Here is a 13,266-nt window from a genome sequence, read left to right on the forward strand (position 1 = left end):
CATCCGACACCTGGTCCCGGTGCACGCCCCGGGATCGTGAACAACAGGAGTTCGACATGAGCGAGGCGCTCGACTGGAACGCGAAGACCATCGCGGAGTTCCGAGCGAACGAGGGCAAGGTCGGCGGAGTCTTCGAGGGCGCTCCGATCGTCCTGTTGCATCACCACGGCCGCAAGAGCGGGCGAGAGTACGTCAGTCCGGTGATGTACCTTCCGCACGAGAGCGAGCCGGGCATCATCTACGTCTTCGCCCGGCCCGTCACGGGCAAGCGCCGCCGCGGCCGACCACCAGCAGGACACCAAGAACGGGCCGGAGGTACATTCGGGGCGTGAATAAACAGACCGCTTCCCCGCCGAGCTACCTGCGGGTTGCCGATGAGCTTCGCCGGAGAATCGTGCTCGGGGAGCTGATGCCGGGGCAGCAGCTCCCGACCGAGCCGGAGCTACCGGGCCAGGTCGGGGTGTCACGCAGTACCTGGCGTGAGGCGATCCGCAGGCTTGAGGCTGAAGGCTTGATCACGACCGTCCGGGGGGTTACCGGCGGCACGTTCGTCGCGGAACCATCGCCTGCCGATGTGGCGGCGTACATGCAGACGGCCCTGACGCTGCTCTCAAGGACTCAACTGACCACGGATCAGATGGCCGAAGCACGCCGACTACTCGAGATCCCGGCGGCGGGCTTTGCGGCCAGCAGGCGGGGTGACGCGGATCTGGCCAAGATGGCTGAATCGGTGGATCGTGCGCGAGACTTGCACGGCCCGGAGCAGTGGGCAGAGAACCACCGTTTCCACAACCTCTTGCTCGAGGCTGCAGGCAATCCTCTGGTCGCGGCGCTGAGCGCCCCGATTGAGTCGGTACTCCGTTCCAGAATCGACCGGGAGTCGCCGAGTGAGGAATTCTGGGCGCAAGTATGTGACGACCACCAAGATGTCTTCCGCGCTGTCCGGGACGGGGACTCTGAGGCTGCCCGTGACGCGATGGAGCGCCACCTGGACAACCTCGCGAAGGCCTACCTGACGGTACGGCCTGACTGCTACTGAGGTTGAACTCGTGGTGTCGCTTGCTCAGGCGGGTCTGATGGTCAAGCCGGTCTCGGCGAGGCAGCCGTCTATGAGGTCGTTGCGGTACTGGATGTGCCGTAGGCCGCGTCGGATGCGCTGGACGAGGTGTTCGGGGGTGCTGAAGGCGACGTTGGAGAGCCAGGCGCGTCGCAGCAGTGACCAGATCCCTTCGACGGGGTTGAGGTCGGCTGCGTAGGGCGGCAGGTAGTAGATGGTGAGCCAGTCCCGGGAGGCGGCGAACTCGCGCAGGCCGGCGGCCTTGTGGACGTTGAGGTTGTCCCAGATGAGCACGATCGGGCCGCCGAGCTGCTGGTGTGCGGCGATCAGCAGGTCCCGGTAGTCGCGCCAGGAGAAGCTCTTGCGGCCGTCGCGTGGGCCGTCGTCCCTGCGAGGCCGGTAGATCAGCCGGGACCGGTGGCCGGGTTTGTAGCAGGTCAGAGCAGCGATGGAGATCCATCTGCGGGAGTGGCCGCGGACCCGCACGACCGGGGTCCGGCCTCACTGCGACCAGGTCTTCGCGTGCGGCGGCGTCATGGAGAAGCCGGCTTCGTCCTCGGAGACGAGCCAGGCTCCACGTGCTGCCGCGAGTCTTCCGCGCAGGGCCACACCTCCTTGACCCACCCGGCCACCGTCTCGTCCTCCCACTCCATCGCACGTCGGGCAGGGACCTGACAGGACCACCCATTGCGCACCAGGAGCTTGCGCACACCCTGGATCGTGTAGGGCAGGTGGAAGCGCCGACCGATCACCCTCTTCACACGGCTCAGGGTCCAGCGCTGGTCTTCCCAGCCGTGCGCGGCCGGCCCCTTTGCCAGCTCCGCCTCCAGCTGGGCGAACTGCTTCTCGCTCAGCCTCGGCAGTGACGCCGGCCCCTGCGACCGCAGCGCCCGCGGACCGCCCGCGTCCCACATCTGCCGCCACCGCTGCACCGAGCGGACACTGACCCGCAGGTCCTTGGCAATCACCGAGCTCGCCTCGCCCCGGGCGAACCGCTCGGCAGCCTGGAGCCGTAACTCCTCGCGGAACTACTGCCGTTCGGCAGTCAGCCCGCCCCCTTGTGGATACCGCATGCATCGGTGATATCGCACGGGCGACGAACCGTCAGCCCCTACGACACCACGAGTTCAACCTCAGTAACTGGTTGCCGATGCGCTGCGGCTGACCGGTGCGGATCGCCTCGGGCAGCGGATCCGGATCGTCGAGGGACAGGCCGTGCAGGCAGTCGGCCTCCCCGGGGGAGATCGCGGCATCGGTGCTGGGGTGACGAGGGCAGCACGATCGGAGCCAGGCAGATCGAGCCATGACAGGATGACCCCGGATCCGTGTGGCCATCGCCGGGTGGCGAATTGGGAGCCGTCTGCTGCTATGCAGCACACTCATGGGGCGGATCGTTCGGCTTGTTCGGCGATGCGCTGTGCGCTCCGCAGGGTGGCGGCGTCGATGAGCTTGCCGTCGTGGGCGGCGGCTCCTGCCCCGGAACGCGCGGCTTCCTCGTGCGCCGCGATCATGTTCCTGGCCTCGGCCACCTGGTTCGGGTCCGGCGCATATTCCTCATTGGCGATGTCGGCCTGCGAGGGATGTACGGCCACTTTCCCGTCGAAGCCGAGGGTCCGCGACATGATGCACTCACGCCGGTAGCCGTCTGGGTCGGCCAGGCCGGCGTAGGCGCCATCGACTGCCGCGATGCCCGCCGAGCGCGCGGCGATCACCATCGCGCTGCGCACGTAATGCCAGACATCTCCCGGATAAAGGTCACGGCGCTCGTTTCCCGCCGCGCGCAAGTCCACGCCTTGGGAGGCGGAGAAATCGCCGGGCCCGAAGGACAGGGCCTCGATCCGCCGGCTGCACCGAGCGATCGCGGGCAGCTCCGCCATCGAGGCGACGTCCTCGATCACCACCTCGATGCCGATCGGGCGGCTCAGGCCGGCCTGGTGTTCCAGCTCCGCCAGCGTAGTGGCGACCCACCAGACCTGGCGCGGGCTTGTCACCTTGGGAATCACCACCAGGTCGAGGTGGCTCCCGGCGGCCTGGACGAGGGCCGCGAGATCGGCCAGAGACTGCCCTTGACCCGGGGCATTGATCCGCACCGCGCGCGCCGGTCCTGCCCACTCGAGCCCGGTGAGTGCCGCGATCGCACCCTGGCGGGCCTCGGCCTTGCGGTCGGGGGTGACGGCGTCCTCCAGGTCGATGATGACAATGTCGGCCGGACTCTGCGCCGCCTTCTTGAGCATCTTCTCGCTGGTGGCCGGGGTGACCAGTTCGCTGCGCCGCAGTCTGGGCATCACGACTCCCCCCGCATCTGCGACAGATTCGAGCGCCGGTAGCTCAGGATCACCTCGCCGGAGGTGTCGCGGCCCGTGGTGAGCCACTCGACCACTCCCCAGCCGGGACGCGACTGCGAGGCCCTGGAGCCGAGGACCACGGAGGAGGCACGGACCGTGTCGCCGTCGTACATGTTCCGGTGGAAGGTCAGGTCCTCCACGGCGAGGAAGGGGCCTCCGGCTTCGGAAAGATCTTCGACGGAAAGGCCGCCGACGGTCGTGTAGACAAGCATCGGGTTGATCGGAATCGCCGGGTGCCCGAGGCGGCGCGCATAGGTGACGTCGAAGTAGAGGGGGTTGAAGTGCATCATGCGGGTGCTGTAGGCGATGCTCTCCGCCAGCAGCAGGGTTCGGCCCCAGTGATGCTCGAACTCCCGTCCCGTCGTGAAGTCCTCGAAATGCAAACCACGCTGGCGTACGACTTTTTGCATCGTGTTCCACCCTCCCGGCGATTGACAACGTCCGGCCGGCTGCCAGTGGCCGCCGCCCGGTGACTGCCCGGCTCCGCCCCTCAGTGGGGCTTCGTGACCGGCACGCTAAACCTCTGAGGTTTCGGGGTCAAGCCCTTGCCTTCCGCATCGGCGGACCCTACGGTGCAAACCTCAGAGGTTTTGGGTCGGCATCGCCCTGATGCCAGGAAGGGGTCTTCATGAGCACAGTCCTAAGCCCGGAACATCGTGAGCTGCAGGAGGCGGCGAGAGAGTTCGCCACCAAGGAGGTGGAGCCGATCGCGGGCCGCCTTGACCTGGAGGACTCGCGGATTCCTGACGAGCTCTACGAGAAGATGGCCAGGATCGGCTACTTCGGGATCTGTGCGCCGGCCGAGTACGGCGGCCTGGGCATGGATGCCACGGCATTGTGCGTGGTGACCGAGGAACTGTGTCGGGCAAGCATGTCGGTCGGAAGCCTGATCCAGCGCAATGTCGTGTGCGCCGATCTGCTCGTCCGGCACGGGACGGACGAGCAGATACAGCGGTACGTGGAGCGGCTGGTCACCGGTCAGATCCAGGCAGCCTCCGCGGGCACCGAGCCGGACGCCGGGTCCGACGCGGCCAACATCTCCACCAGGGCCGAGCGCCGCGGTGAGTCCTACCTGCTGACCGGCACGAAACAATGGTGCACCAATGCCGACGTGGCCGAGGTCCTGTTCACCTATGTGCGGACCAGTAACGAGTCAAAGCACGGTGGCGTCAGTCTGCTCACCGTGGACAAGCCGAAGGGCGAGTTCCTGCCGCCGAAACTGACCGGCACGCATCTGGCCACGTGCGGGTACCGCGGAATGTGGTCCTACCAGCTGTACTTCGACGAACTTGAGGTCCCGGCCGCGAACCTGGTCGGCGGCGTGGAAGGCAAGGCCTTCCAGCAGTTGATGGGCGGCTACGAAATCGCGAGGACCGGCTTCGCGTTCCGCTGCATCGGGCTGGCCCGCGCCGCCTACGAGGCGGCGCTCGCCTACAGCCGTGATCGCGTTCAGTTCGGCCGGCCGATCCAGGAATTCCAGGCCGTGCGGTTCAAGCTCGCCGACATGCGCACTCAGATCGAAGCAGCCCGCGCACTGGGATACCTGGCGGCGGCCAAGCTGGACGCCGGTGGGCGTGCCGATCTGGAGGCCGGCATGGCCAAACTGTTCGCCGCCGAGATGGCCCGGAAGGTCTGCTGGGACGCCCTCTACATTCATGGCGGCAACGGCTACGCCATCGACTCCCCGGTCAACAGGTATTGGCGGGACTCGGGCGGACTGCCCATCGGTGAGGGGACCAGCGACATTCAGCGGGAGATCATCGCCCGCCGTATCACTGAGAGGAACTGACGGAACAATGTCCTACACCAGCCCGGACAGCTACTGGGAAGATTTCACCGTCGGGACGCACTACGAGCACGTGCGCGGACGGACGGTCTCCAACGAGGACAACCTCGCCATCACCCACCTCACCCTGAACACCGCCCAGGGCCACTTCAACCTCGACTACATGCGCAGTGTGCTTGACGGCATGTTCCACGAGCGGCTCGTCATGGGCGGGGTCACCCTTTCGCTGGTCATCGGCCTGACATCTGAGGACATGAGCGAGAACGCCATCGCCGACGTCGGATTGACCAGCATCCGCATGCCGAACCCGGTCTACCGAGAAGAAACGCTGTACGCCACGAGCGAGGTCGTCGAGCTCCGCGAATCGGGGTCGCAGGACAGCGGCCTGATGACCTACCGATTCACCGGCCGGAAAGCAGACGGAACCGAGGTGTGCACCGGCCTGCGTACGGTCCTGCTCAAACGCCGGGCCTTCTGGGCCAAGGCCGACGGCAACCTCGAAGGGGGATCCGATGCCAGCAGCTCTTGAGGGTATTCGCGTGGTCGACGTGACCCAAGGGGTCGCGGGACCGCTCTGCACCAGACTGCTCGCCCAGATGGGCGCGGATGTGATCAAGGTCGAGCGGCCGGGCTCCGGTGACCCCGTCCGGCAGTGGGACGACATCGTCAACGGCATGTGTTCCGGGCACGCCTGGGTCAACCCCGGCAAGCGGAGCATGACGCTCGACCTCAAAAAGCCGGAGGGCATGGAAGTCCTGGGAAGGCTGCTGGAGGGGGCGGATGTATTCATCGAGAACTTCGTCCCGGGGACCATGGAAAGCTTCGGGCTCGACTTCGATGCCCTGCGGGAGGCGAACCCGAAGCTGGTCATCTGCAGAATCTCCGGATTCGGACAGGACGGGCCGTATCGTGACAGGCCGGCCCTCGACCTGATCATTCAGGGCGAGACGGGGCTGATCAGCACCAACGGGACACCGGAAGAACCGGCAAAGATTTCCGTCTCGCTCGGCGACATCTCCGGCGCCATGTATGCGCTGGTTGCCATTTTGGAGTCTCTCTACCACCGCGAGCGCACAGGCGACGGGCAACTCATCGATCTGGCGCTGTTCGACGCCGTGATGTCCTGGACGGGCTACTTCCCGTTCGTGTGGTGGTACCGCCACGAGAACCCCGAGCGGGTCGGACTCAACCATCACACGATGTTCCCTTACGGCGCCTACGAATGCGCCGACGGGCGGAGTGTCATAGTGGCGGCAGGAGCCGGCAACCGGGAGCAGTGGCTGAAGTTCTGTACCGCCCTGCAGCACGTCGAACTGGTGGACGACCCGGCCTACGCCACCAACGGGTTGCGCATGCAGAACCGCGAGCAGCTCGACCCGATCGTCCGCAAGGCGATCAAGGCCATGCCCCTGGAATTCTGGCTGGAACGCTTCCTCGAAGCAGGGATCCCCTCGGGGGCGATGAACGACTTCGCCACGGCGATGGAGCACCCGCGCATGATCCATCGAGAGCTGGTACGTGAAGTCGACAGCGCGGTGGGCCCGGTCAAGGTCTTCGACTTCGCCCCTCAGATATCGGGGCTGGATTCCGTGAACAAGCTGGGGCCGCCGCTCCTCGGCGAACACACCGACCAGATCCTCACCGAACTGGGATACGACCATGGCGGGCAGCAGGCGCTGCGGACTTCTCGCGCCATCGGATAGCCTCCAGGGTGAGACGGCAACGCCGAACTCGTGTTGTTCGGCGAATTGATGGCTGGCACTGGTTGTGCCCCTCGTGTTACCGGCCCGCCGCCGGGGCGACTGTGCGGTCTTCCGCGGCGGGCCAGCAACGCGCACCGGTATCGGTGAAGACCCACCCGCTACGGTCGGCATTGTGGTGTACGGGACGGAGTTCGGCTCCTGCTGAAGCCGTACGAGCAATTCGCAGCGATAGCTGTGGCATAGGCCTTCCAGCCTCCCGGTGCTGGGTGCGCACAGCCGTAGCGCCCGAATTGCTGGAGAAGTGCTTGCGCCAGTCAGCCAAAGCGGATCACGCCAGTGCAGTGACAAGCACGACAACCACGCTTCCGGAAGGACAGTCCGTGCCCGAACACTCCCACCGAGGCCCCCTCGATGACCGCTACCTCGCCGAGTCCGGACAGTTCCCGCTGACCGGGATCCAGGCGCTGGCGCGCCTGCCGCTCGACGTACGGCGGACCGACCGGCGTGCAGGTCTGAACACCGCCGCGTTCATTGCCGGATACGAGGGTTCCCCGCTCGCCGGCTACGACATGGAACTCGCCCGGAACCTCGCCTTGCTCGATGAGCACGACATCGTGTTCCGGCCTGCCGTGAACGAGGAGTTGGCCGCCACCGCTGTCCAAGGCACCCAACTGGCAACGGCGGCGAACGATGCGCGCTTCGCCGGGGTAACGGGGTACTGGTACGGCAAGTCGCCCGGACTGGACCGCGCCGCCGACGCGATCCGCCACGGGAATCTGATGGGCACCCACCCACTCGGTGGTGCGGTAGCGCTGGTCGGCGACGACCCGGCGGCGAAATCGTCAACGGTGCCAGGTTCCTCCGAGGGCCTGCTGGCCGACCTCGGCTTGCCCACGCTGTATCCGGCCGACTCCCAGGACGTCCTCGACCTCGGCATCCATGCGGTCGCTATGTCCCGGGCCTGCGGACTTTGGTCGGCACTCAAGATCGGCACGAACATCGCTGACGGGTCCGGCACTGTGGAGGTACACCCCGAGCGCGTCATACCCATCGTGCCGCGGCTGGAGATGGCAGGGAAACCATACCGGCACGAGGTGACGGCGAAGGTGCTCCAACCAATCCTGGGCGAACTAGAGCGAAGCCGGGAAGGAATTCGGCTCGACATCGCTCTCGCCTACGCCCGCTCGAACGAGCTGAACAAGATCGTCCGGATGGGAGCCGGCGACCGGATCGGGATCATCGCGGCCGGCAAGACCTTCCTCGACGTGCGGCAGGCGTTGCGCATCGTGGGACTCGACGACGACGAACTCGCGCGGCGGGGCGTGCGCCTGCTGCGGCTGGGCGTGATCCATCCCCTGGAACCGGAGATCGTGTGGAAGTTCGCGGCCGGGCTCGACGAGATCATCGTCGTCGAGGACAAGCGCCCGTTCCTGGAGACCGCGGTCAAGGCGTGCCTCTACGGCCGGCCGAGCGCGCCAGTCATCAGCGGAAAGCACACGCTGGATGGCACCGCGCTCCTGCCCTCCGAGGGAGAACTTGACCCCAGCCTCATCGCCACAGCCCTCGCCACCCGGTTCTCTCAGGCCGGGCACTTCCCCACGGTCGAGACGTGGCGCCAGGAACGGCAGCCACGCCGGATCGAATTGCCAGTGGTGACGCGCACGCCGTACTTCTGTTCCGGGTGCCCGCACAACAGCTCCACGAAGGTGCCCGAAGGCTCCCTGGTCGGCGGCGGCATCGGCTGCCACGGCATGGTGCTGACGATGGCCCCGCGGCAGGTCGGCGAAGTCGCCGGGCTGACCCAGATGGGCGGCGAAGGCGCCCAGTGGATCGGCATGGCCCCGTTCCTCGGCCGCAACCATCTGCTGCAGAACCTCGGTGACGGGACCTATCACCATTCCGGAAGCCTCGCCATCCGCGGCGCCGTTGCGGCAGGCGTGAACATCACATACAAGCTCCTGTACAACTCAGCCGTCGCGATGACCGGCGGACAGCAACCTGCGGGCGCGTTGAGCGTGCCTCAGATAGTCACGGCGCTGTCCGCCGAAGGTGTAAAGCGCATCATCATCACCACCGAGAACCCTCGCGCCTACCGCAAGGTGAAGCTGCCCCGCACCGTCGAGGTATGGCCGCGCCACCGCGTACTCGAAGCGCAGGAAACGCTTGCGAAGGTCGACGGGGTCACAGTCCTGCTCCACGACCAGGAGTGCGCCGCCGAACTCCGCCGCAAACGTAAGCGGGGCCTTGCCCCCGACCCCGTCAAGCGGGTCGTCATCAACGAGCGGCTGTGCGAGGGTTGCGGCGACTGCGGTCGAAAATCGAACTGCCTGTCGGTGCACCCGACAACAACCGAGTTCGGACGCAAGACCCGCATTGATCAGTCTTCGTGCAACAAGGACTACTCCTGCCTGCAGGGCGACTGTCCGGCGTTCCTGACCGTGGTTCCCGGGGATGCGAAGGCACGGCGTCCCCACATCCCATCGCTCGAGAACGACGCGCTCCCCAAACCCCAGATCCTCGATGTGGCCCAGCACACGACGCGCATCGCCGGTGTCGGCGGCACCGGGGTGGTCACCCTGGCACAGGTGCTCAGCACCGCTGCCTCGCTGGCCGGTCGGCACGTGCGGACACTCGACCAGACCGGTCTGGCGCAGAAAGGAGGCTCGGTGGTCTCCGACATCAAGGTCACGGCCGGGCCGATCGAGCAGGCTGGCAAGGCGGCCGAGAGCGAGGCGGATCTCTACCTCGGCTGCGACCTGCTCGTCGCGGCCGACCCGCGCTACCTCGTGACCGCCGACCCGCGCCGCACCGTCGCGGTCGTGTCCACCAGTGAAGTCCCCACCGGAGCCATGGTCACCGACCCGCGAGTGCCCTTCCCGGACAGTACAGATCTGGTAGGCCGGATCAACGAGACCACCGCCGCTACCGACAACGTGTTCCTCGATGCGCGCAGGCTCGCCGTCGACCTCTTCGGCGACGACCAGGTCACGAACATTCTCCTCGCCGGGGCGGCCTATCAGGCTGGGAAACTGCCCATTCCAGCCGAGTTCATCGAGGATGCCATCCGGCTGAACAGCGCGCGGGTAGAGGCGAACCTCCAGGCATTCCGCCGTGGGCGGCAGGCGGTCGCCGACCCGGCGGGCCTCGCCAAGGCGATCCAGGGGCTGCCCGACGGAAAGGCGGCAGAACGCCCAAAGCCAACTGGAACGGACGAATTGACCGCTATCGTGCGGGCCCCGCAAGGCTCTGAGCTGGCCCGGTTGATCGAGATCCGCGTCCCCGACCTGATCTCATATCAAAATAAGGCATATGCCCGTGCCTACGCCCAGGTGGTCGAGCGGGTGCGCGACGTCGAGGACGACCGCGTACCCGGGTCCACCCAGCTCGCCGAAGCCGTGGCCCGGTACCTGTACAAGCTGATGGCCTACAAGGACGAGTACGAGGTGGCTCGCCTCGCGCTGGAGCCCTCGCTGCGCGCCGACATCCGCACCGAATTCGGTGAGCATGCACGGGTTTCGTACCAGCTACACCCACCGATATTGCGCGCACTCGGCATGCACTCGAAGGTTTCCCTCGGCTGCTGGTTTGTCCCCGCCTTCGCGGTCCTCGCCCGGATGCGCCACCTTCGCGGCACCCGGCTCGACCCATTTGGCTACGCCAAGGTACGGCGGCTAGAGCGTGAACTCATCTCCGAATACCGCGAGGTCGTCGCCAGCCTACTCGACACCCTCAACCCCGGAAATCATGCGCTTGCAGTAGACATTGCGTCCTTGCCCGATGAGATCCGCGGCTATGAGCAAATCAAAATGGACAATGTCTCCCGGTACCGCCGCCGTCTCACCGAACTTCGCCGGTAACTCACTGAGTCGAACAGGTCATCGAACCTGCGATGAGGATCATCACGGGCCCAACGGTGCAGCTTGGCCTGGATCTCCAGTACCCGTCGCTCCGCCACATAGGTGACAGCCTCAAGTTCGTCGGTATTCACTGGCGAGAACCTCCTGGTATTCCAGTACTTCGGCCACTGACTTACTGGCCCCCTTCGCCATGTACGCACCTCTCGTACGCTCGGACTACTACGGGGCCTCCGCCACGTACTGGAGCCGTCAGCCGACGACGGGCCTGCCCACCGGCTGACTGGATGCCAGCCGGGAAGGGCGGCACCAGCACGCTTCCCACGTTCACCGCTTTCCGGTCGACGAGCGAGCCGCCCAGCTCTACCCCGACAGCATCGCCACACCTACGCCGCAGGCATTCACCGTGGCCTCCTCACCAGCATCGAAAGACAAACTTCGAAGTCGCCGCCCGACAGGCGGCGTGCGCTGCACCCGGCCCAGATCCTCCAGATTGGAGCCGGTGGAACACTTTGGGGACGTCAGGCACTGGTTCCTCTCGTACGGCGTCTCGTCTTGCTTGCCGGACCCTCGCCGTCTGGAAGTACCGACGCGTCCCGTCGTTGTCAGGGCTGCTCCTACCGCCCCGTGCGTCTCCACGGATCGGCTGCCCTCAGCTTCACCGGACTGCTGCGACAATCCGGCGGCAGGGGTCTTTCACCCCTGCCCGGTAACAGGAGCGCCTCGTGGCGCACCTCGATCTTGTTCCATTTCGAAGTGCCCGGCCAATGCCGTTGTTTGAGCTAAGGACTCGCAGATCATTAACACGTCGTCTTGATCTTGCTGTGGGGCTCGCCGGTTTGGGCGAGGACTCGAGCCTGGAGGGCCAAGAGGGCGACGGGTGGCGTCGTCGCGGGCTGGATGACAATGCCGTGTGCCTCGAGCAGTTTCCTGTTCTTCAGAAGGGTGCGGTGCATCGCGGTCCGGCTGCTGCCGAACAGCACGGCGAGAGGTTCCGCGGCCAGGGCGACCCGCAGGTGGAGCACGGTGGCCAAGACTTGTTCGGGGAAGGCCAGGCGGGGTGGGCGGCCGCGTTGAGTGTCACCATCGGGGGCCAGAATCCCGGTGAGGTCGTTGAGTTGCTGGTGGGACATCCCGGTCAGTGCGGGGTCGGAAAGCAGGGCCTGGGACCAATCCGGTTCCGCTGTCTGGGGGGTCCGAGCGGCTGGGATCGTGGGGCATCGCTGGGGGTGCAGGGCATAGTTCCAGTCGCCGTGAAAGGTGTGCCGGGTCAGCGGCAGTGCGGCCATCTCCGCGTCGCCGATTTGGACTCCGGTCGGGTAGGTATTGGTGTCCAGTTCGGCATGGACGCTCAGTCCGGTGTGGGTGGTGGTCGCGGCGATGGACTGCACGATGACCTCGTGGCTGGTCAGCGGACGGCCGCGCCAGTTCATGGTGATGTGGGAGAAGAGCCGATGCTCGATCTTGTTCCACTTCGATGTGCCCGGCGGCAGGTGACAGACGGTGATCAGCAGTCCCGTCTCAGCGGCAAGTTGAGCGAGTTGGAGTTTCCAGGCCCGGGTGCGGTAGCCGTTGGAGCCGCCCGCGTCGGCGGTGATGAGCAGTCGTGTCGCCTGGGGATATGCGTCCTGGCCCTGGCCGTGCCACCATCGGCGGATCGATTGCACGGCGAACGCGGCGGTGTCGTGGTCGGTCCCGACGTTGACCCAGCCGGTGTTCGCCCGGAGGTCGTAGATCCCGTACGGGATGGCCTTGCCCAGCTGCGGATCGGCGAAGTCGTGGACGCGCACCGGCACCGGGTCGCCTGCCGGCCGCCACTGACGGCCATGGTTCTTGAAGTCGCCGACAAGTTCCTTCTTCTTGGTGTCCACACTGATCACCGGCTGGCCGGCGTCCCGGTGCTCTCGGGCCTGCTCGTTGAGATACCGGAACTGGGCATCGCGGTCCACGTGCTGGCTGCCCTCGATCGTCTTGGCATTGGCCTGCAGGCTGAAGCCTTCCTCCCGCAGCAGGACGGCGACGGTGTCGACGCCGACTTTGTGCCCGGCCCGGGTCAGCTCTTGAGCGAGGGCACGGGTGGACTTCACCGTCCACCGCAGCGGCGACATCGGATCACCTCGCACATCCGGTTCGACCAGTGCCAACAGCGCAGGCCGCAGCCCGGGGTCGAGATCTGCGATCCGTTTGCGGCCTCCGCCCGGACGCCGCACCCGACCCAACGGGTCCTCGCCCGCCTCCAGTTCGAACACGCCCTTGCGGACCGTCGTCTCACTCACCGCGGCCGCCCGCGCGACGGCCCGGACCCCTCCATGCCCCAGCAGCCGGGCCTCTGCGGCCATCAACAACCGCCGCTGCCGCTCGTCCAGGTGCGGGAACAACACCGTGAACCTCACGGCGAGTTGGGAACGAATCTCGTCGGGGATGCGCATACCACAGCAACGAGACGCAGAACGGGAAGCAACACGTTGAATCCCGGCAAGCCCTAAGGCTCGTCCCGTAACCCATGAGGCGGGGTGAAACG

At 66.3% G+C, this 13,266-nt stretch carries 11 protein-coding genes and 1 pseudogene; 6 read left to right on the plus strand and 6 right to left on the minus strand.

The annotated features are described in order from the left end of the window. Positions 1-56 precede the first annotated feature (56 nt). Complete coding sequence (locus tag AB0D59_RS27395; protein ID WP_362570512.1) at positions 57-332, plus strand: nitroreductase/quinone reductase family protein; 276 nt, start codon at positions 57-59, stop codon at positions 330-332. Then, positions 329-1,039, plus strand: a complete 711-nt coding sequence (locus AB0D59_RS27400; protein ID WP_362570515.1) for a FadR/GntR family transcriptional regulator — start codon at positions 329-331, stop codon at positions 1,037-1,039. The genes AB0D59_RS27395 and AB0D59_RS27400 overlap by 4 nt, the downstream gene beginning before the upstream one ends. A gap of 24 nt (positions 1,040-1,063) precedes the next feature. Here AB0D59_RS27400 and AB0D59_RS27405 read toward each other — a convergent pair whose 3' ends face one another. From AB0D59_RS27405 to AB0D59_RS27425, 5 genes and pseudogenes are all read right to left on the minus strand, one after another. Next, the gene (locus AB0D59_RS27405; protein ID WP_362570518.1) at positions 1,064-1,543 is read right to left on the minus strand and encodes a transposase; all 480 of its coding nucleotides are present in this window, start codon (positions 1,541-1,543) and stop codon (positions 1,064-1,066) included. Between the two features lie 47 nt (positions 1,544-1,590). Further along, on the minus strand, positions 1,591-1,818 hold the full coding sequence (locus AB0D59_RS27410; protein ID WP_362570918.1) for a winged helix-turn-helix domain-containing protein: 228 nt from the start codon (positions 1,816-1,818) through the stop codon (positions 1,591-1,593). A gap of 90 nt (positions 1,819-1,908) precedes the next feature. After that, a pseudogene (locus AB0D59_RS27415) lies at positions 1,909-2,070 on the minus strand (helix-turn-helix domain-containing protein); the annotation flags it as partial. Between the two features lie 366 nt (positions 2,071-2,436). Beyond that, positions 2,437-3,342, minus strand: a complete 906-nt coding sequence (locus AB0D59_RS27420) for a CoA ester lyase (protein ID WP_362570521.1) — start codon at positions 3,340-3,342, stop codon at positions 2,437-2,439. Beyond that, entirely contained in the window at positions 3,342-3,812 is a 471-nt protein-coding gene (locus tag AB0D59_RS27425; RefSeq protein WP_362570524.1) for a MaoC family dehydratase, read from the minus strand. The genes AB0D59_RS27420 and AB0D59_RS27425 overlap by 1 nt, the downstream gene beginning before the upstream one ends. A 218-nt stretch (positions 3,813-4,030) precedes the next feature. On the opposite strand from AB0D59_RS27425, the gene AB0D59_RS27430 reads away from it, so the two are divergent. The 4 genes from AB0D59_RS27430 to AB0D59_RS27445 all read left to right on the plus strand — a co-directional run bounded on the left by AB0D59_RS27430 (position 4,031) and on the right by AB0D59_RS27445 (position 10,748). Beyond that, positions 4,031-5,191, plus strand: coding sequence for an acyl-CoA dehydrogenase family protein (locus tag AB0D59_RS27430; protein ID WP_362570527.1), 1,161 nt, complete (start codon positions 4,031-4,033; stop codon positions 5,189-5,191). A 7-nt stretch (positions 5,192-5,198) separates the two neighbouring features. After that, positions 5,199-5,717, plus strand: a complete 519-nt coding sequence (locus AB0D59_RS27435; RefSeq protein ID WP_362570530.1) for a MaoC family dehydratase — start codon at positions 5,199-5,201, stop codon at positions 5,715-5,717. A gap of 10 nt (positions 5,718-5,727) precedes the next feature. Further along, complete coding sequence (locus AB0D59_RS27440; protein ID WP_362570532.1) at positions 5,728-6,891, plus strand: CaiB/BaiF CoA-transferase family protein; 1,164 nt, start codon at positions 5,728-5,730, stop codon at positions 6,889-6,891. A 380-nt stretch (positions 6,892-7,271) separates the two neighbouring features. Continuing rightward, complete coding sequence (locus AB0D59_RS27445) at positions 7,272-10,748, plus strand: indolepyruvate ferredoxin oxidoreductase family protein (protein ID WP_362570535.1); 3,477 nt, start codon at positions 7,272-7,274, stop codon at positions 10,746-10,748. Positions 10,749-11,545: 797 nt separating this feature from the next. Here the strand turns inward: AB0D59_RS27445 and AB0D59_RS27450 are convergent. Continuing rightward, entirely contained in the window at positions 11,546-13,174 is a 1,629-nt protein-coding gene (locus tag AB0D59_RS27450) for an ISAzo13 family transposase (RefSeq protein WP_362570538.1), read from the minus strand. Positions 13,175-13,266 lie beyond the last annotated feature (92 nt).

It is taken from the genome of Streptomyces sp. NPDC048417 (assembly GCF_040651615.1).
In the GTDB taxonomy this organism is placed as follows: domain Bacteria; phylum Actinomycetota; class Actinomycetes; order Streptomycetales; family Streptomycetaceae; genus Streptomyces.

What these genes read in the sequence shown, in the direction of transcription:
- AB0D59_RS27395 (WP_362570512.1), top strand. Translation starts at nt 57, where the DNA reads ATGAGCGAGGCGCTCGACTGGAACGCGAAGACCATCGCGGAGTTCCGA.
- AB0D59_RS27420 (WP_362570521.1), bottom strand. Translation starts at nt 3,342, where the DNA reads ATGCCCAGACTGCGGCGCAGCGAACTGGTCACCCCGGCCACCAGCGAG.
- AB0D59_RS27425 (WP_362570524.1), bottom strand. Translation starts at nt 3,812, where the DNA reads ATGCAAAAAGTCGTACGCCAGCGTGGTTTGCATTTCGAGGACTTCACG.
- AB0D59_RS27430 (WP_362570527.1), top strand. Translation starts at nt 4,031, where the DNA reads ATGAGCACAGTCCTAAGCCCGGAACATCGTGAGCTGCAGGAGGCGGCG.
- AB0D59_RS27435 (WP_362570530.1), top strand. Translation starts at nt 5,199, where the DNA reads ATGTCCTACACCAGCCCGGACAGCTACTGGGAAGATTTCACCGTCGGG.
- AB0D59_RS27450 (WP_362570538.1), bottom strand. Translation starts at nt 13,174, where the DNA reads ATGCGCATCCCCGACGAGATTCGTTCCCAACTCGCCGTGAGGTTCACG.